Annotated in this window: 20 protein-coding genes and 1 pseudogene; 12 read left to right on the top strand and 9 right to left on the bottom strand. The window is 71.0% G+C overall.

Annotated features, from left to right (window positions below; genetic code table 11):
* On the bottom strand, nucleotides 1–982 hold a 982-nt coding region (locus ABD256_RS42965), incomplete at its 3' end, for a S1 family peptidase (RefSeq protein ID WP_344431972.1).
* A gap of 152 nt (nucleotides 983–1,134) precedes the next feature.
* Between ABD256_RS42965 and ABD256_RS42970 the strand changes: the two are divergent.
* Nucleotides 1,135–1,344: pseudogene (locus ABD256_RS42970) on the top strand (SDR family NAD(P)-dependent oxidoreductase); the annotation flags it as partial.
* Nucleotides 1,345–1,616: 272 nt separating this feature from the next.
* On the opposite strand, the gene yaaA reads toward ABD256_RS42970, so the two are convergent.
* Nucleotides 1,617–2,360, bottom strand: a complete 744-nt coding sequence (gene yaaA / locus ABD256_RS42975) for a peroxide stress protein YaaA (RefSeq protein ID WP_344431974.1) — start codon at nucleotides 2,358–2,360, stop codon at nucleotides 1,617–1,619.
* A 65-nt stretch (nucleotides 2,361–2,425) separates the two neighbouring features.
* Here yaaA and ABD256_RS42980 point away from each other — a divergent pair, with 65 nt between their 5' ends.
* Nucleotides 2,426–3,400, top strand: a complete 975-nt coding sequence (locus ABD256_RS42980; protein WP_344431976.1) for a phosphotransferase — start codon at nucleotides 2,426–2,428, stop codon at nucleotides 3,398–3,400.
* A 104-nt stretch (nucleotides 3,401–3,504) separates the two neighbouring features.
* Here the strand turns inward: ABD256_RS42980 and ABD256_RS42985 are convergent, their stop codons facing one another.
* Together ABD256_RS42985 and ABD256_RS42990 are read right to left on the bottom strand one after the other, a co-directional pair.
* Nucleotides 3,505–4,395 (bottom strand): 2-hydroxyacid dehydrogenase, encoded by an 891-nt coding sequence (locus ABD256_RS42985; RefSeq protein WP_344431978.1) that lies wholly within the window; start codon nucleotides 4,393–4,395, stop codon nucleotides 3,505–3,507.
* Entirely contained in the window at nucleotides 4,392–4,730 is a 339-nt protein-coding gene (locus ABD256_RS42990) for a hypothetical protein (RefSeq protein WP_344431980.1), read from the bottom strand. The genes ABD256_RS42985 and ABD256_RS42990 overlap by 4 nt, the downstream gene beginning before the upstream one ends.
* Nucleotides 4,731–4,975: 245 nt before the next feature.
* Between ABD256_RS42990 and ABD256_RS42995 the strand changes: the two genes are divergently transcribed.
* The gene (locus ABD256_RS42995) at nucleotides 4,976–5,161 is read left to right on the top strand and encodes a hypothetical protein (RefSeq protein WP_344431982.1); all 186 of its coding nucleotides are present in this window, start codon (nucleotides 4,976–4,978) and stop codon (nucleotides 5,159–5,161) included.
* 90 nt (nucleotides 5,162–5,251) lie between these two features.
* Nucleotides 5,252–5,383: a hypothetical protein gene (locus tag ABD256_RS43000; RefSeq protein ID WP_344431984.1), complete on the top strand. Its 132-nt coding sequence runs from the start codon at nucleotides 5,252–5,254 to the stop codon at nucleotides 5,381–5,383.
* Between the two features lie 146 nt (nucleotides 5,384–5,529).
* Here ABD256_RS43000 and ABD256_RS43005 read toward each other — a convergent pair whose 3' ends face one another.
* Nucleotides 5,530–5,895, bottom strand: a complete 366-nt coding sequence (locus tag ABD256_RS43005; protein WP_344431986.1) for a VOC family protein — start codon at nucleotides 5,893–5,895, stop codon at nucleotides 5,530–5,532.
* 105 nt (nucleotides 5,896–6,000) lie between these two features.
* Between ABD256_RS43005 and ABD256_RS43010 the strand changes: the two genes are divergently transcribed.
* From ABD256_RS43010 to ABD256_RS43030, 5 genes are all read left to right on the top strand, one after another.
* A complete protein-coding gene (locus ABD256_RS43010) occupies nucleotides 6,001–7,749 on the top strand; it encodes a proline--tRNA ligase (RefSeq protein WP_344431988.1) in 1,749 nt (582 codons plus the stop codon).
* Between the two features lie 5 nt (nucleotides 7,750–7,754).
* Complete coding sequence (locus ABD256_RS43015) at nucleotides 7,755–8,735, top strand: DUF8017 domain-containing protein (RefSeq protein WP_344431990.1); 981 nt, start codon at nucleotides 7,755–7,757, stop codon at nucleotides 8,733–8,735.
* Nucleotides 8,736–9,833: 1,098 nt separating this feature from the next.
* Nucleotides 9,834–11,057, top strand: a complete 1,224-nt coding sequence (locus ABD256_RS43020; RefSeq protein WP_344431992.1) for a sensor histidine kinase — start codon at nucleotides 9,834–9,836, stop codon at nucleotides 11,055–11,057.
* Nucleotides 11,054–11,710, top strand: a complete 657-nt coding sequence (locus ABD256_RS43025) for a response regulator (protein ID WP_344431993.1) — start codon at nucleotides 11,054–11,056, stop codon at nucleotides 11,708–11,710. Before ABD256_RS43020 ends, ABD256_RS43025 begins: the two co-directional genes overlap by 4 nt.
* Nucleotides 11,711–11,812: 102 nt before the next feature.
* Nucleotides 11,813–12,988, top strand: coding sequence for a glycosyltransferase 87 family protein (locus ABD256_RS43030; protein ID WP_344431995.1), 1,176 nt, complete (start codon nucleotides 11,813–11,815; stop codon nucleotides 12,986–12,988).
* On the opposite strand, the gene ABD256_RS43035 is transcribed toward ABD256_RS43030, so the two are convergent.
* Nucleotides 12,971–13,675 (bottom strand): HAD family hydrolase, encoded by a 705-nt coding sequence (locus tag ABD256_RS43035; RefSeq protein WP_344431997.1) that lies wholly within the window; start codon nucleotides 13,673–13,675, stop codon nucleotides 12,971–12,973. The genes ABD256_RS43030 and ABD256_RS43035 overlap by 18 nt on opposite strands.
* Before the next feature lie 102 nt (nucleotides 13,676–13,777).
* Between ABD256_RS43035 and ABD256_RS43040 the strand changes: the two genes are divergently transcribed.
* Complete coding sequence (locus ABD256_RS43040) at nucleotides 13,778–14,047, top strand: hypothetical protein (protein ID WP_344431999.1); 270 nt, start codon at nucleotides 13,778–13,780, stop codon at nucleotides 14,045–14,047.
* Nucleotides 14,048–14,112: 65 nt separating this feature from the next.
* Here the strand turns inward: ABD256_RS43040 and ABD256_RS43045 are convergent, their stop codons facing one another.
* From ABD256_RS43045 to ABD256_RS43055, 3 genes are read right to left on the bottom strand one after another with little or no spacing between them, the layout of a single operon-like run.
* Nucleotides 14,113–14,523, bottom strand: a complete 411-nt coding sequence (locus ABD256_RS43045; protein ID WP_344432001.1) for a YjbQ family protein — start codon at nucleotides 14,521–14,523, stop codon at nucleotides 14,113–14,115.
* A gap of 15 nt (nucleotides 14,524–14,538) precedes the next feature.
* A complete protein-coding gene (locus tag ABD256_RS43050) occupies nucleotides 14,539–15,183 on the bottom strand; it encodes a response regulator transcription factor (protein WP_344432003.1) in 645 nt (214 codons plus the stop codon).
* Between the two features lie 17 nt (nucleotides 15,184–15,200).
* The gene (locus ABD256_RS43055) at nucleotides 15,201–16,523 is read right to left on the bottom strand and encodes a sensor histidine kinase (protein ID WP_344432005.1); all 1,323 of its coding nucleotides are present in this window, start codon (nucleotides 16,521–16,523) and stop codon (nucleotides 15,201–15,203) included.
* A 248-nt stretch (nucleotides 16,524–16,771) separates the two neighbouring features.
* Between ABD256_RS43055 and ABD256_RS43060 the strand changes: the two genes are divergently transcribed.
* Both ABD256_RS43060 and ABD256_RS43065 read left to right on the top strand, forming a co-directional pair.
* Nucleotides 16,772–17,293, top strand: a complete 522-nt coding sequence (locus ABD256_RS43060) for a PadR family transcriptional regulator (protein ID WP_344432007.1) — start codon at nucleotides 16,772–16,774, stop codon at nucleotides 17,291–17,293.
* The gene (locus tag ABD256_RS43065) at nucleotides 17,283–17,735 is read left to right on the top strand and encodes a GyrI-like domain-containing protein (protein ID WP_344432009.1); all 453 of its coding nucleotides are present in this window, start codon (nucleotides 17,283–17,285) and stop codon (nucleotides 17,733–17,735) included. Before ABD256_RS43060 ends, ABD256_RS43065 begins: the two co-directional genes overlap by 11 nt.
* Nucleotides 17,736–17,785 lie beyond the last annotated feature (50 nt).

A 17,785-nucleotide genomic window follows, 5' to 3' on the forward strand; every position in this document is an offset into this window, starting at 1 on the left:
CCGTGGCGGTGAGGTCGACCTTTTCGGCGCCGTTCTTGCCCGCCTTGCTGGTGACGGTGGTCGAGATGTACTTGCCGGGATCGACCTTCACCGAACCCGGGGACATGCCGAGGGAGAAGGTGTCGGTGTTGACGTCCCCGATCTTTTCCTTGACCCAGTCGCCCATGTCGTTGTTGAGGCGGCCGTAGACGCTGTACCACTTGAAGTCGCTGCGGCTCCACGACGCGACGCCGACGACCTTGCCGTCCACGATGAGCGGGCCGCCGCTGTCGCCGGGCAGGATGGTCGGGTCGCCGTTGGCGTAGCCGGCGCAGATCATCGTCGCGTCCTGGAAGCCCGCGCCGACGCCCTGGCAGTTCGAGCCCTCGCGGATCGGCAGGGTCGCCTTGTCGACAGTGACGTCCTTCGAGTCGTCGTTGAAGTCCTTCTTGCCGTAGCCGACGCCGACCCCGTTCTTGCCCGGCTTGTTCAGATCGGTGTCCGCGGAGGTGGCGACCTTGGCGAACTGGCCGCTCGGCACCGGGATGTCCGCGTCGGTCGTGACCACCGCGACGTCGTAGCCCTGGTCGAAGTTCACGTACTTCGGGTGGGTCTCGTAGCTGACGACACCGACGCGCGTGCCCCCGCCCGCGTTCAGGTCGTCGAGTCCGTACAGGAAGGTTTTCGTGCCCTCGGCCGCCTTGCAGTGCGCGGCGATCAGGATCTTGCGCGGCGCGACCACGGAACCGGTGCACGTCTGGCCCTGCGGGCGGGGGCCGCCTTCGCGCAGACCCCCGATGATGAACGGGAATTCCTTAACCGAGCTGTCCTGCCCGTGGTAGAACTGCGTGCGCATGAGCGGGGGGATGTGCGCGTCGCCGGTGGGGGCCACGGCGGTCGTGTTCGGCGCTTCGGCCGCCTCGGCCGTGATGCTGAGCAGCGGAGCGGAAAGGGCGGCCAGCCCGACGGCGAACAACCCCAGTACCCGTTGAGTTCTCTTCACAGCGGTTCCTTTCCAGTGGCTGGAAAGTCACCTTCCGGCGCGGGCGGGGGCGCTAGCAATCCGGGAGCGAGCCCGTATGGGTACGGATCTATCTTGCTGTGACCTGGTGAACTTGACCTTGACACCGGGGTCAGGGTTTGGCTTTCCCCGCCATGGAAGAGACAACCACCAAGGCCGTGCTCATCACCGCGGGCGGCACCGGGATCGGCCGCGCCACGGCGAGGCGGTTCGCGGCGGAGGGCGCCGAGGTGCTCGTCGTCGGCCGCACCGCCGGACGCCTGGCGGAGACCGCGGAAGGCACCCCGCGCATTCGCGCGTTCGTGGCCGACGTCGCCGCGCCGGACGCGCCCGCCGCCATCGAACGGACCGTCGCCGAAGAGCAGCTCGCCACCAACTTCCTCGCCCCGGTGTTCCACACCGGACGAAATCGCCTGGTGGATCGTCACCGCGGCACGTCCCGAGGCGAGCTATCTCACCGGCTCGATCATCCGTGCCGACAGCAGGGCCTGATCCACCCGCGGCGAGCGCCGAACGGCTACCGGGAGGCCGATCTGCCGCGCGAGCGCGCATATCGTCGAACGGAGGCTCGCGGGGGTCACCGAGAAGATCGCCGAACTGGCGCGCGTTCCCCGGCTCAGCCCGTGAGCAGCACGAGTTCGCGGTCGCCGTCGCGCTCGACCGTCATGCCCGCCTTGGAGATCACCGTGACCAGTTTGTCCACAGTAGACGGTTCGGTTCGTGCCGCGACCAGTGCGGCGGCGAGCTTGCCCTTGTAGGCCTTGTTGAAGTGGCTCACCGTGGTGCGGTTGCCCTGCTCGTCCTCGGTGACGACGCGGACGGTCACCGAGTTCGGGCCGGTCTTCGCCAGCGCCGAATAGGAGCCGGAGCGCAGGTCGACGACGAGACCTTCGACGCCGGTCAGCACGGGTTCGAGCGCGGGCTTCCAGACGCCGCGGAGCGTGCCGAGCGACGGCAGCGTGGTGCCGCCGGAGAGCCGGTAGGCGGGGATCCGGTCGGTCGCCGAGACGATCCCGAACAGCGCGGACGCGACGGCGAGCCGGTGCTGCGCCTTGGCCAGTGTCGCCCGGGTGAAGCCCTTGACGTCGAGCGCGTCGTAGAGCACGCCGGTGTAGCGGCGCAGCGCGGGCATGGTCGGCGACGTCCACAGCACGGCGTTCCTGGCGACCTCGTCGGACTGGCGCTCGGAGATGCCGAGCGCGGCCAGGCTCGCGGGCACGTCCGCGGCGAGGTCGGTCAGCGCCTCGGCCACCTTGCGCCTGGTCGGCCCCAGTTCCGGGTAGGACAGGGCGTCGAGGTCGAGCGGCGGGCCGTCGCCGCCGTCGGCCTTGGTTTCGGAGGGAGGCAGGAGCACGAGCACCCCTGCAGGGTAACCAGCGGCCGCCGTCACCCGTGCGGGTTGGGTAGTGTGGATCGTCACGGGTGGTGCACGGTTACCGGGGGAGCAGCATGGTGGCGGCGGGGAAAGCCGCGGGGGTGGCGCACGCGAGCTGGCAGGACCTGCCGCTGCCGGTGCGCGCGGCGGTCGAGCGGAATATCGGCGCGAAGGTCGTGCGGTCGTTGCGGCAGACGCCCGAGTTCGACGGCGGGCTCGCCGCGAGGCTCGTCCTCGAAGGCGGCAACCGGGTGTTCGTGAAGGCGCTCCCGGCAGACAATCCCCGTGTCGGCGGCTACCGCGCGGAGGCCGACGTGATGTCCTTCCTGCCCGAAAACGCGCCGGTGCCCCGTCTCATGTCCACAGTGGACGGAGAATGGCTCGCGCTGGTGTTCTCCGACATCGAGGGCACGAGCCCGCGGCTGAGACCGGGTTCGCCGGAGCTGTCCGGGGTGCTGACCGCGCTCGGCGCGCTGTCGCGGACGCTCACCCCGTGCCCGGTGCCGGGCGCGCCGGACGCGCTCGAAGACCTCGGCCCGCTCCTGCGCGGCTGGAGCGAGCTGAGCGCGGACCTGCCGGACGACCTCGGCGACTGGGCGGTCCGCAACCTGGAGTCGCTGCTCGCGCTGGAATCCTCGTGGCACCCGTGGGCGGCGGGCGATACCTTGCTGCACAACGATCTCCGCCCGGGAAACCTGGTGGTCGGCGGTCCCGGCCGGGTGCAGGTGGTGAACTGGCGGTACCCGGCCAGGGGCGCGGCGTGGCTCGATCTCGTCTCGCTCGTGCCGTACATGCTCGCCGCCGGGCACGAACCCGCCGGGGTGGACAGGTTGCTGAAACGGCGGCCGGTGCTGGCCGGGGTTCCCGCGTGGGCGGTGACCGCCTACGGCGTCGCGCTGGCCGGACACTACGAGCGGGTTTCGCGGCTGCCGGAGCCGCCCGCGACGAGCGGGGTTCGGGTGGACCAGCAACGCCTCGCCGCCGTCACCACCGCCTGGCTCAAGCACCGCACCGGCTGGCGCTGACCGGGCAGTTCCCTTCACGCCCTGAAGGACGCCTTCGGGGCGTGAAGGGAACTGCCCCACTTCGACCCCCGCCGGAGCACCCTTCAGGGCATGGAGCTCGCCCGCTAGTCCACGACGTTGAGCAGGGGCTCTCCGGCGGCGAATCGGGCGAGCTGGGTTTCCACCAGGCGTTTCGCGCGCGGGTGGAACGACGCCGAGCCGCCGGCGATGTGCGGGGTGATCAGCACGGTCCGCTCCGTCCACAGTGGATGCTCCGGCGGCAGCGGCTCGGGGTCGACGACGTCGAGTGCCGCGCGCAGGCGGCCCGTGCCGACCTCGGCGACGAGCGCGTCCGTGTCGATGGCGGTGCCCCTGCCGACGTTGACCACGAGCGCGCCGTCGGGCAGCGCGGCCAGCTCCACGGCGCCGAGCAGGCCGCGCGTGCCCTCGCCGCCGGGCACGATCAGCACGACGATGTCCGCGGCGGGCAGCAGCGCGGGCAGCTCGTCGATGCCGTGCACTCCGTCGCGTGCCGTTCGCGCCACCCGGACGACCTCGGCTTCCCCCGCCAGCAGATAGCGTTCGATGGCCTTGCCGATCGAGCCGTGGCCGACGAGCAGCACGCGGCTGTCCGCGAGCGAAGCGGTGTGCGCGCGTTCCCAAGTCCCGCGGTTCTGCTGCCGGATCCAGCGTGGCAGGTCGCGCTGCGCGGCGAGGATCAGCGCCAGCGCGTGCTCGGCGACGCTCAGGTCGTGCAGGCCCCGCCCGTTGGCAAGCTGCACGCCCGCGGGCACGAGCGGGTGGACGTTGTCGACGCCCGTGCTCAACGACTGCACCGCGCGCAGCGACGGCATCGCGCCGATCAGCTCGATCGGCGCGATGCCGCGGTCGTAGGGCAGCACGTACAGCTCGATGTCGCCGAGGTCGTCGGGCGGGGCCGCGATCCCGTCGTAGACCGTGGCGTCGAGGCTGGGCGGCACGGTGAGATCGGACCAGGGGAGCAGCACTCGGGTCATGGTTTCCTCATCGGTAGTAGGAGCAGCGCGCCGCCGGCCATGGTGAGCGCGAGCATCAGGAACGAGGCCGCCGAGCCCGCCCGCCGCGTTGACGATCGCGACGGCGCCCCCCCGCGGTCCGCCTCGGCAGCAGTTCGGGGATCATCGCGAAGAACGGGCCCGTACAGCCCGATCGCGGCCACCACGAGCAGCGGGAACGACAACCAGAACGCGTCGTCGCCGATCAGGTACGAACCGTAGAACGCGAGCGCGCCGAGCAGCAACGACGGCCACACGAACGGACGGCGGGTGCCGCGCCGATCCCAGCGTCGCGAGTTGCAGACCATCGCGAGCACGCACGGCACGGTAGAAAGCAGGCCCGTGGCGCCGATGCCCGACGACGAGCCCGCCTTCACGATCGACGGCAGCCAGAACGCGAAGCCGCAGACGCCGACGCTCCACAGCAGGTACTGCGCGGCCAGGAGCAGGACCTTCGGGGTCCGCAGCGCTTCGACGACCGGATTGCCACCTGCGCGACGAGAAGCGGGCAGATCCCAAGACGAAGGCCCAGATCACCGCGGGAATGCCTTCGATGATGAACATGCCGCGCCACGACGTCGCCTCGATGGCGCGTCCGCGTTCCGCCTTCGTGAACCAGCGTGCGAGCAGCACGACCAGCGCGGCGGCCTCGGCCGCGCCGAGCAGGAACCGCACCACGATCAGCGCGGTCGCCGAGCTGAGCAGGCCCTGCGCGGTGGCCAGGACGCCCCAGGCCAGCACCGAGTAGAAGATCAGCGTCCGGACGCTGTGCCGGTCGGCGTAGCGGACGCCGGGCACCATCACCGGCCGCGCCGCGTTCGCGGCCGAGATCGGCCGGGTGCGCGAGCGGGGCTTCGCCATCGCCGACGAGGAGCACGAGCCGGGGATCAGGGCGGTCGGGGTGCCGGTCACCGGGCCGGACGGGATCGCATCGCCTCGGTGTCCACGCCCGCGCCCGCCTACCGGATGACGGTGGGAGAGCTGCAGGCGTTCGTGCCGGTGCTGCGGGAGGCCGCGCGCGAGCTGGCCGCGCTACTGCCCCGCTAAATCCACTGAGTCCACAGTGGATTCAATGGACTCAGTGGACTCAGGACTCAGCGGGTCGCGGGCACTTCGTCACGAGCCGGGCGGTGCCGACTGGGTGGCCACGCAGAACTCGTTGCCCTCCGGATCGGCCAGCACCGTCCACGCGAGGCCGGGCGCCTCGTGCTCGCCCTTCTCCGCCGCGCCGAGCGCGACCAGCCGCTGGACCTCGCCGGCGCGGTCGCCGGAGCCGAAGTCCAGGTGCAGGCGGTTCTTGCCGGCGCGGGGTTCCGGCACGCGCTGGAAGCCGAGCGCGGGTCCGTCGGGCTTGGCGGGGGCGAGGAACAGGAATTCCCCGTAGTCCTGTGCGATTTCGGTGCCCAGCGCGTCCGCCCAGAACGCGGCAAGGCCCTGCGGGTCGGCGCAGTCGATGGTGATCATGCCCAGTTCGAGAGTCATGCACGGCACCTTATGGGCCGGTACCGACAGAACCCGATAACCGGTTGAAGCCGGGGGCGGGGGGTTGACTACCCTTCCGGAAACGGCTATCGAGGAGTGCCCAACGTGATCACCAGGATGTCGTCGCTGTTCCTTCGCACCCTTCGCGAGGACCCGGCGGACGCCGAAGTGCCGAGCCATCGGCTCCTCGTGCGCGCCGGCTACGTCCGCAGGGTGGCGCCGGGCGGGTTTTCCTGGCTGCCGCTCGGGCTGAAGGTGTTGCGCAACATCGAACGCGTGGTGCGCGAGGAGATGGCCGCCATCGGCGCGCAGGAGATCCAGTTCCCCGCGCTGCTGCCCCGCGAGCCCTATGAGACCACCGGCCGCTGGACCGAGTACGGCGACGCGCTGTTCCGGCTCAAGGACCGCAAGGGCGCGGACTATCTGCTCGGCCCCACCCACGAAGAGCTGTTCGCGCTCACCGTGAAGGGCGAGTTCAGCTCCTACAAGGACTATCCCGTCCTGCTGTTCCAGGTGCAGACGAAGTACCGCGACGAAGCGCGCCCCCGCGCGGGGATCCTGCGCGGCCGCGAGTTCGTCATGAAGGACTCGTACTCGTTCGACCTCGACGACGAAGGTCTCGAGCGGTCCTACCAGCTGCACCGCGCGGCTTACATCAAGATCTTCGACCGGCTCGGCCTCGACTACGTCATCGTCGCCGCCACTTCGGGCGCGATGGGCGGTTCGGCTTCCGAGGAGTTCCTCGCGGTGGCGTCCACCGGTGAGGACACCTACGTCCGCAGCACCGATTCGGACTACGCGGCCAACGTCGAGGCGGTCACCACGCCTGCGCCGCCCGCGCAGCCCGTCGACGGAAAGCCCGACGCGCAGGTGCACCACACGCCCGCGACGCCGACCATCGAGACGCTGGTCGACTTCCTCAACAACGCCGGGCTGGGCCGCACGTTCACTGCGGCGGACACGCTCAAGAACGTGCTGCTGAAGACCCGCCAGCCCGGCGCGAAGGACTGGGAGCTGCTCGGCATCGGCCTCCCCGGCGACCGCGAGGTCGACCTGAAGCGGCTCGAGGCGTCGCTGGAGCCCGCCGAGGTCGCGCTGCTCGAAGAGGCCGACTTCGCCGCGAACCCGTTCCTCGTCAAGGGCTACATCGGCCCGAAGGCGTTGCAGGACAACGGGGTCCGCTACCTCGTCGACCCGAGGGTGGTCACCGGCACCGCGTGGGTCACCGGCGCGGACAAGGCCGACCACCACGTCGTCGACCTCGTCGCGGGCCGCGACTTCACCCCGGACGGCACGATCGAAGCCGCCGAGGTCCGCGAAGGCGACGCCTCGCCCGATGGCAATGGCACGCTCGTCGCCGCGCGCGGTATCGAGATCGGGCACATCTTCCAGCTCGGCCGCAAGTACGCCGACGCGTTCGAACTGGACGCGCTGGGCCCCGACTCGAAGCCGGTCCGGATCACCATGGGCTCCTACGGTGTCGGCATCTCCCGGCTGGTCGCGGTGATCGCCGAGCAGTACTGCGACGACATCGGCCTGGTGTGGCCGCGCGAGGTGGCGCCGTTCGGCGTGCACGTGGTCATCGCGGGCAAGGACGAGGCGGTCGCCGCTGGTGCCGAGAAGCTCGCGGCCGAACTGGACGCGGCCGGGGTCGAGGTCATCCTGGACGACCGCAAGGCGACCCCCGGCGTCAAGTTCGCCGACGCCGAACTGGTCGGCGTGCCGACCATCCTCGTCGTCGGGCGCGGGCTGGCGAACGGCGTGGTCGAGGTCAAGGACCGGGCCAGCGGCCAGCGCGAGGAGATCGCGGTCGACCAGGTCGTCGCGCACCTGACCGGGCTCGCCGGGAAGTAGCGAAGATGGCCTGGGGGCGGCGCCGCTCGGAACCGGGCGGTTACGAGGACAACGCGGCGCTCGACGGCGTCGGCGGCTACCAGCCCGCCGACGGGTCGAGCCCCGCTCCGGCCGCTCAGCCTCGGCAGACTCCGGACCTGCCGGCTCGGGGCGACGCGACGCCCGGGCCGTATTCGTCTCCGTACGCGAATCCGCGGGGCCCACGGCCTTCGAAGTCGAAGGCGCCCATCATCGGGCTCGTGGTGGTGCTGCTGTGCCTCGGGCTCGGGTTCTTCGTCACCCGCATGGCGAGGAGTTCGAGCGAGGACAGCGCGGCGACGCCCACCACCACCCGCACGCCGTACACCCCGCCGCCGCAGGTCGTCGTCCCGCCCGCGGTGCCGGGCTGGCAGTCGGTCGCGGGTGGCAAGGGCGCCTACGCCTACGACGTGCCGCCGTCGTGGGAGCCGAAACCCGGCACCGTGCACGGCTGGGAAAAGGACGCGGCCGGACCCGGTCTTTCCCTGGCCACCAGCGCCTTCGTCGGCAAGGGCTACTGCCCGTCGGACGCCTCGCGCACCCGCGGCGGCAGCGGTGTCACACCGGTGGCGCAGCACGACTACGTGCGCGCGGCCGCCGAGACCGCCGAACTCGTCGCGAAGTACGACTTCACCGCGAAGGGCGGCCCGCCGCCGACGGTCACCGTCGCGCCGCCAGTGCCGGTCGAGGTGGACTTCGGAGGCGGCAAGTCCCGCGAAGGCAGCATGACACTGGCCGACGTCGTCCCCGCGCCGGGCGGCGACCCCTGCCTCGGGCCGAAGGGGCTGGTCGGCGTGGTCGCGATCAAACCGGCCGACAATCCTTCCGACGGCGCCGTCGTCCTGGTGGTGCACACCGACCAGGGCTACCAGGGCGAGACGCCGCGCGAGCAGGTCGTGCAGATCCTGAAGAGCTACCGCGCGGTCCCGGCCTCGAAGCGCACCACGATCACCCCGGCCTCGCGCTGACCGGGCATCCCTGGCCCGGACGGCTTGTCCCAGCGGGGCTCCGGATACCCCGAAGGTGACCTTCGGGGACTTGAGCGCCTCGACCTTCGCCATCGCAAGAACTCGCGCCGGCCCGGCAGGGGTTCGCGTGTGCGCTGAAGGTGACCTTGGGTGACGTAGATGCCCCGAAGGCGCCCTTCGGGGCATGAGCAGCCTGGGTCGCGCGCCCGCGAGGGTCGGGAATGTGGCGTCGGATTCCCCGACGGCCACCTTCAGGATCGTGAGGGCCGTGGATGCGGCACTCACGATCCTTCTCCGCTCCCGCGCACGTGCCCCGCTCCCGCCCTGAAGGATGTTCCTGTAGAGGTCAAGGTTGAGGTCCGCTGCGCCTGCCCCGAATGCGCCCTTGAGGGAATCTGATGCCGCGAAGGCCCCCTTCGGGGCATCGGCATCACCATGCCGCGCGCCGCGAGGGGCGAGATTGTGGCGTTAGATGCGGTGAAGGCGTCCTTGAGGGCATGTGCCGGGGTTTTCGCAGCTCGCGCCTCTTTCTCGGTCCCACGCTCGCGCTCCTGCAGGGGCCTTCATCGACGTGAATGCCGCGGACGCGGCCTTCCGGCTCCGGGACGCATGCCCCGAAGGCGTCCTTGAGGGAATCTGATGCGGCGAAGGCTCCCTTCGGGGCATCGGCATCACCATGCCGCGCGCCGCGAGGGGCGAGATTGTGGTGTTAGATGCGGTGAAGGCGTCCTTGAGGGCATGTGCCGGGGTTTTCGCAGCTCGCGCCTCTTTCTCGGTCCCACGCTCGCGCTCCTGCAGGGGCCTTCATCGACGTGAATGCCGCGGACGCGGCCTTCCGGCTCCGGGACGCATGCCCCGAATGCGCCCTGAAGGGAGCCTTCGGGGAATCAGACGCCGCGAAGGCCCCCTTCGGGGCATCAGCATCACCATGCCGCGCCCCGCGAGGGGCGAGATTGTGGCGTCAGATTCCCCGAAGGCGTCCTTCGAGGACCAAGCCCCGGCGGCTCCACGCTTCCGCCATCCACCTCACCGGAATCGCCACGCACACATCGTCACGGCGTCCTCCAGGGCATGGGCGACGCCGTAGGGTGGTGCGCCATGGGATGGCGGACATGGTGGGACGCGTTGCGCTACACCGTGGTTGCCACCGCGGGGCCGCAGGTGCCGCCCCGGTCGGCAGCTCTGCGCAGGATCAGGGGCGCCGTGATCGTGGGCGTCGGCCTGTGGGCCGGGTTCCTCGCGGTGCTGACCACGTCGGCGGCGTCGCAGGTCAAGCTGCCCGCCATCGTGCTCGGCGTGCTGGCCGTGGCGCCCGCGGTGCTCGCCGTCCGCTGGCCGCTGTGGGCCTGGCGGCTGCTGGTGGTGCTGCTCGCGGTCACCCCGGCGTGGTACCAGGGGTTCGGCAGGTTCTGGGGCTGGGCCTGGTCGCCGGGACTCGCGCTGACCGCCGCGCTGGTCTTCTCCGTCGTGGGCGCGGCGCACGCGCAGCCCGTGCTGGTGTGGGTCGCGCTGCTGTCGCTGACCGAGTTCGCCTTCTTCGTCCGCGACTGGCGCGATCTGTTCCTGCTCGCCGCGGTCGTCACGGCGCTGCTGCTGCTCGGCAACACCAGGCGGCAGCGCAGGCTCGCCGAGCACGACCGGATCGAGCAGCAACGCGGGCGGCTGGCCGAGGAGACCAGGGCGGCGGTGCTGGAGGAGCGCGCCAGGATCGCGCGCGAACTGCACGACGTCGTGGCGCACCACATGTCGGTGCTCGCGCTGCGCGCCGATTCCGCCCGGTACCGCTATCCAGGACTCGCCGACGAGGTGCGCACCGAGTTCGCCGGACTCACCGAGACGGCGCGCGAGGGCATGACCGAACTGCGGCGCCTGCTCGGCGTCCTGCGCACCGAGGAGAGCAGCCCGACCGACCCCCAGCCCGACGCGGAGAAGGTCGTCGAACTCGTGGACCGGGTGCGGGCGCTCGGCACCCCGTGCACCCTCGACGTGCACGGGTCGTTCGACGGATTGCCCGCAGGCGTCGCGCTTTCGGTGTACCGGATCGTGCAGGAGGCGCTGAGCAACGCGGTCCGGCACGCGCCGGGCGCGGCGATCGAAGTCGGCCTGCGGATCGAGCGCGATTCGATCCGGGCGGCGGTGCGCAACGGTCCCGGTGAGCCACCCGGCCCGGCCGAACCCGGCGGAAAGGGGCACGGTCTGCTGGGGATGCGCGAACGCGTCGCGATGCTCGACGGCACGCTCGTCGCCGATGCGACCGAAGAAGGCGGCTTCCGCGTCGAGGTCACCGTGCCGTTCGAGGAGAAGGAGAGTGCCCCGTCGTGATCTCGATCGTGGTCGCGGACGACCAGATGATGGTCCGGCAGAGCTTCCGCGCGGTACTCGACGCGCAGTCCGACATGCGGGTGGCCGGTGAGGCCGAGAACGGGCTGGCCGCGGTCGAGCTGTGCGCGCGGCAGGTACCGGACGTGGTGCTGATGGACGTCCGGATGCCCGAACTCGACGGTCTCGCGGCGGCACGGCGGATCCTGGCCGCGGGCGGCGGGGCACGGGTCCTGATGCTGACCACGTTCGACATCGACGAATACGTCTACGGCGCGCTGCGGGCAGGCGCGAGCGGGTTCCTGCTCAAGGACGCGCCGCTGGACGACCTCGTCACCGCGGTCAGAGTGGTCGCGGCGGGGAACGCGCTGTTCGCACCGACGGTCACGCGCAGGCTGATCGGGCAGTTCGCGACCCGCGCGCCGCTGGGCGACGCCGGGAAGCGGCTGGCGGAGCTGACCGCGAGGGAGACCGAGGTGCTGCGGCTGATCGCGGGCGGTCTGTCCAACACCGAGATCGCCGAGGCGCTGGTGATCGCCGAGCAGACCGCGAAGACCCATGTGAGCAGGGTGCTGACGAAACTCGGCGTCCGGGACAGGGCACAGGCCGTGGTGACCGCGTACGAATCGGGGCTCGTGGTGCCGGGCGCCGGGTGATACCCCGCTAGCACGCGCGGTTCCGCGTAGTACCGGGGTAGCGTGCCGGAACGGCTCCGTGGCCGGATGATCCGTGCCCGTTTTTCGGCGAGTCTCCCGGTTATGGAAAACACCACCTCCCACCGGCGGTCCCTGCTGCTGGTGCTGGCCGTCTGCGCGGCCCTCGGCGCCGTCGCGGTGACGTGGTGGCTGCTCGACCGCCCGCTCGGCGTGGATTCCGCCGTGTACCGCGCCGCCGGGAGCGCGATCCTGCGCGGAGAGCCGCTCTACGATCATCTGACCGCGCTGCCGGATTGGACGCCGGACCTGCCGTTCACCTACCCTCCGTTCGCCGCGCTGCTGTTCACCGCGGGAACGGCCCTGCCGCCGCAGCTGTGGTGGGGTGTGCTCGCGATGGCCGCGCCGCTCGCGGTCTACCTGGTGCTGCGCGCATTCCCGTCGCGGCCGCTGCCGGTGCTGCTGCTCGGGGCCTGCTGCCTGCAGCCGGTGTGGCAAAGCGTCGGGCTCGGCCAGCTCAACCTGGTCCTGATGGCACTGGTGGTGCTCGACGTGCTGGTGCTGAAGGGTTCCCGGTACTGCGGGATCGCGATCGGGCTGGCCGCCGCGATCAAGCTGATCCCGCTGATCTTCATCGTGCACCTGCTGGTCACCGGTCGTCGCGCGGACGCGTTGCGCGCACTGGCCACCTTCGCCTCCGCGAGCGCGCTGGCCCTGCTCGTGCTTCCCGGCGACACGGTGCGGTACCTGACCACGGGCATGTTCAACGACCACTTCGCGGCGGGGAAGTCCTGGGTGGGAAACCAGTCGTGGCAAGGCTTCCTGGCCAGGACCGTGCCGGACGGCTGGGCGCCACCGCTGACCGTGCTCTTCGTCGCGGTATGCGCCGCGGCGACGGCGTTCCTGGTCCGGCGGCTGTACCGCGCCGGCGACGAGCGAGCTGCTCTGCTGGTGACCGCGGGATGCTCGGTGCTGGTCAGCCCGATCTCGTGGACCCACCACTGGGTGTGGGTCGTACCCGCGCTGTCCTACCTCCTCGCGCGCCGCCGGATGTGGCAGGCCGTTGCCGTCGCGACCGTCTACACGGGATGGACGACGGCGGTCGTCCCCGGCGGTGGTGGCAGGGAACACGGCTGGACCTTCGCGCAGGCGCTCGTCGGCAACGCGTACCTGATTTCCGCGGTGCTCGCCGGTGCCGTGCTGCTGAGGAAGTTCTTCCGCGAGCGCACCACTTCCGTTCCGCTGCGGGAACTTCCTCTTCGATCACCGGGCGCCGAGTAGCGCCTCCAGCACGGCCGGGGTGTGCGAGAGGTCCGCGAGTACGGCGTGGGCGCCCGCGTCCCGGAGTTCGTCCTCGGTGTGGTGCCCGGTGAGGACGCCGATGGCGGTCGCGTCGTGTTCGAGCCCGGCTTGGATGTCGAGCGGGGTGTCGCCGACGACCACCACGGCCTCGGGTGCGAAGCGCGCGCTGTGCTTCTCCGACGCCTTGCGCACCGCGTCTCGCACGAGATCGGGCCGGTGCCCTGACAGCGAGCCGTAGCCGCCGATGGCGAAGTCGATGTGCTCGTCGAGGCCGAACGCGGTCAGCTTGTGGCGCGCGATCTCGGGCAGGTTGCCGGTGACCAGTGACTGCACCACCCCGTCCTGACTGGCCACTGTGGACAGTGTGGTGGCGGCGCCGGGCAGTGCGCTGCCCCGTTCGGCGAGCGTCGGCAGCTCCTTTTCGGACAGCAGGACCAGCTCGGCCCAGAGCTTCCGCAGCGTCTCGGGTGCCGGGTCGACGCCGTGCAGGCGCAGCAGTTCGGTGGAAATGCCCACCTCGGTGCGGCCGGGGAACTTCGGCATCTCGCGCAGCGTGATCCCGGCGACGTTCGCGAGCGCGCTCCGGTAGAGCGAGCCGCCGAGACCGCGGAGGTCGACGAGGGTCAGGTCGATGTCCCACAGGACGAGGCGATGGGGAGTCGTCACGACGACGACCGTACCCGGCCCTTAATTCAACGTACGTTGACTTGCGTGGCGGCGCGGCTTACCGTGAACCTAATTCAACACGTGATGGACTAGGAGTTCGTCATGACCGGCAAGCTGCTCACCGGGGCGGGGCAGGCGATCTCCGCCACGCTCCACACGACCGTTCGCACCGGGACGGCGGATCCGGCGAGTGCCGCGGGACGGACCGCGCCGCTCGCGGTCAGCGCGCTCGCCGGGGTCGGCTGCCTCGCGACGGGCGCCGTGCTCCTGCTTCTCACCCGCCGGACGAAAACGGTGCCATCGCGGGGGATGCGCCTCACCACGATCGCCTGCGCAGCCTGCTGCAGGGCACCGCGGAAGGACCCGACGTGACCACCGCGCTGTGGGTCCTCGGCGCGATGGCGGTCGCCGGGCTGACCGTGGTGTGCTGGCCGGGTTCAGCCCGCGAGGAAGCTGAACCGCACCCGGCGCACCGGGTTGTCGATGTTGGTGTCCACTAGGCACACCGACTGCCAGGTGCCGAGCGCCATCACGCCGCCGAGCACCGGCACGCTCGCGTACGGCGGCAGCAGCGCGGGCAGCACGTGGTCACGCCCGTGGCCCGCGCTGCCGTGCTGGTGCCGCCAGCGGCCGTCCCTCGGCAGCAGCGTGTCGATCGCGGCGAGCAGGTCGTCGTCGCTGCCCGCGCCGGTCTCGAGCACCGCCAGCCCGGAGGTGGCGTGCGGCACCCAGACGTGCAGGAGCCCGTCCTCGGCGTCGGCCTCGGTGAGGAACCGTTCGGCGTCCTTCGTGAGATCGTGCACCACGGCCTCGCCGCCGGTGCGGACCTCGATCTCGGTGGAGTACATGCCCCAACCGTATGCTCACGAGTCCAGGTAGCGCAGCACGGCGAGCACCCTGCGGTTGTCGCCCTCCGACGGCGGCAGGCCGAGCTTGCCGAACAGGCTCGTGACGTACTTCTCGACGGAGCCGGGGGACAGGAACAGGGCCCCCGCGATCGCCGTGTTCGACCTGCCCTCCGCCATCAGGCCCAGCACCTCGCGCTCGCGGGCGGTCAGCGCGCCGAGCGCGTCGGTCTTGCGGGTCGAGGCGAACAGCTGGCTCACCACTTCGGGGTCCAGCACCGTCTCGCCGCCGGCGACCCTGCGCAGCGCGTCGAGGAAGTCCGACACCTCGGCGACCCGGTCCTTCAGCAGGTAGCCGACGCCGCCCGCCCGGTCGGCGAGCAGGTCCGCGGCGTACTTCGTCTCGACGTACTGGGAGAACAGCAGGATCGCGCACCCCGGCGTCTCCTGCCGCAGCGCGATCGCCGCGCGAAGGCCCTCGTCGGTGTGCGTCGGCGGCATCCGGATATCCACAATGGACACATCGGGACGGTGCCCGCGCACGGCGGCCTGGAGCGCTTCGGCGTCCTTCACGGCATCGACGACCTCGTGTCCGCGCAACGTGAGCAGCTCGACGAGCCCTTCCCGCAGGATGGTGGAGTCCTCGGCCACGACCACGCGCATGGGTTGTTCCTTCTCGTCTATCGCCGGAGCGGGATGTCGACCGTGATCACCGTAGGCCCTCCCTCGGGGCTGTCGATGCGCAGTGTGCCGTCCACGGTGCGGACCCGGTCCGCCAGCCCGGCGAGCCCGCCGCCGGGGACCACCGCGGCACCGCCGTCCCCTTCGTCGTGCACGGTGAGGCGGAGCAGGCCGTCCGGCGAGGTCACCGCGATTCGCGCCGGTAGCCCGCCGTGCTTGGTGGCGTTGGTCAGCAGCTCGGCCGCGGTGAAGTACAGGATGGTCTCCACCGACGGCGGTGGCCGCCGGTCGATCTCGGTCTCCACCACCACCCCGCCACCGGCGCTGCTGGCCAAAGTGGACAGTGCGACCCCGAGCCCCGCGTCGAGCGCTGGCGGGTGGATTCCCCTGGCCAGGTCGCGCAGCTCGACCAGTGCGTGCTTGGCACCCGCGTGTGCCGACGAGACCAGCGCGCGGAGCTGATCGAGGTCCACATCGGACTCCGCGAGCGCGTCCTTGGCGCTGCCGAGCTTCATCGCCACGGCGACGAGCTGGGCCTGCGCGCCGTCGTGCAGGTCGCGTTCGATGCGGCGGAGCTTGACCGTGGTGTCCTCGACCGCGACAGCCCTGCTGACCTCGAGGTCGCGCACCCGTTCGGACAGTTCCGCGCCGCCGAACAGCGCGCGGAGCTGCTCGGCGAGCGTGGCCCGGCCGATCAGGGCGCGCACCAGCACCCGGTCGAGGGCGAGGATGCCGTGGACGAGCCATGGCGTCGCGAACAGCACCAGCACCCCGGTGGCGGCGTAGCCCAGTGAGGACGCCCAGTGCTCGGAGCGGATGTCGAACACCGGCATGGCCTGGCCGTCCATCGCCTGCCACAGAAGCGGGTAGAGGATCGCCGCGATCGCGTACAGCAGGAACGAGCCGGTGAAGAACAGTTCGACGAGCGCGACCGGCAGCCGCAGCAGGAGGTAAGCGAACGCCCGCCACCCCGGCCCGTCCCCGACGCGCGCGCGGATCCAGTTCCACAGCCCCGGTTCGAGCGGCCGTCGCGGCGGCGCCGTCGCGGTGACGCCGAGCAGCCGCCCGGCCAGCGCGCGGTGCGCGCGGCCGAACTCCCTGGCGAGCTGGAGAACGCCCGCGAGTACGAGCAGGCCGATGAACAGCGGCGACGTGGCCATGCCGACGGCCGTTCCGGCGAGCACCAGCACCGCGGAGACGATCGAGAGCGGCGTGCTGGAGAGCAGCCAGCCCAGCTCGCGCCAGAAGCGGCCCCTGGCGGGCTCGGTCAGCACCCTGCGCAGCACCGCGCCCGGTGCGTATGCGGCTGCCTGCGTGCTCACACCGACCAGCTTGCCGCGCGCGACCCGGCGGCGCCTACCGGGATATCCCCCGGGATCGACGCGGGTGGCCATAGCTGCTCCCGTACGCCCCGAAGGTGACCTTCGGGGACCACGCGGGACGGAGTCTCCGGCGGACCGCGACCCGGCCTCCCAGCTCCCCGGAATCGACGGGCGCGCGTCAGCACCGTGACCTCCGGGGCATGAAGGGATCGGCCGCTACCGTCCTATTCTAGTGCTAGAATAGGACGGTGGACCTGACCCCGGCCGAGCTGACTCTTCTCGGGCTGCTCGTGGAGAAGCCACGTCACGGTTACGAGCTGGAGGAGGTGATCACGGCGCGCGGTATGCGGGAGTGGACCGAGATCGGGTTCAGCTCGATCTACTACCTGCTCACGAAACTCCGCGACCGCGGCCTGATCGCCGAGGCGGGCGAGCAGGCGCACGGCAAGGCCCGCAAGGTGTTCGGCCCGACCCCGGACGGGGTGCGCGCCTGTGCGGAAGCCGCCGCGGCGGCCATCGCCACGCTCCGGCCGACGACCCCGCCGGTGCTCATCGGGCTGGCCAGCCAGCCGGCGATCCCACCGGCGCTGCTGCACGCGGCGCTGGCACGGCGGGCGGAGGCGCTGGCCGAGAAGATCGCGGACGTCCGCGCCGCCGCCCGAACGGCGGCGCCGCCGTTCGTCAAGGCCATCTTCGACTACTCGCTCACCCAGCTCGAAGCCGAACGGAAGTGGCTCGCCGCCTACCGAGGAGAGCTCGATGCCTTATGACGTGAAGCGTGAACTGAAAGAGCTTTACGCACCGAAGAATCGGGAGTGGGCGCTGGTGGACGTGCCGCCCCAGCAGTTCCTCGCGATCGACGGTGCGGGCGACCCCAACACGTCACCGGAGTACGCGCGCGCCGTGGAGGCGTTGTACTCGGTGGCCTACACGGTGAAGTTCGCGTGCAAGCGCGACGGCCGGGACTTCGTGGTCGGTCCGCTCGAAGGTCTGTGGTGGGCACCGGATCCGTCCGTGTTCACCGCGCGGGCCAAGGAATCCTGGCACTGGCGAATGCTGATCGGCCAGCCGGACTGGGTGAGCGCCGGCCAGGTGAAGGAAGCCGTCGATGCCGCGCTGGCGAAGAAGAAGCAGCCCGCGATCGCCGACGTCCGCCACGAGACGCTGGCGGATTCATGCGGTGGTCGCAACATGCTCTATTTAGGACAGTAGCATGGTGAGTTTTTCTTTGGGGGTGAGCCAGTTGAGGGTTTTGCGGGGGC

Source organism: Amycolatopsis minnesotensis (assembly GCF_039529815.1).
GTDB classification, from domain to species: Bacteria; Actinomycetota; Actinomycetes; order Mycobacteriales; family Pseudonocardiaceae; genus Amycolatopsis; species Amycolatopsis minnesotensis.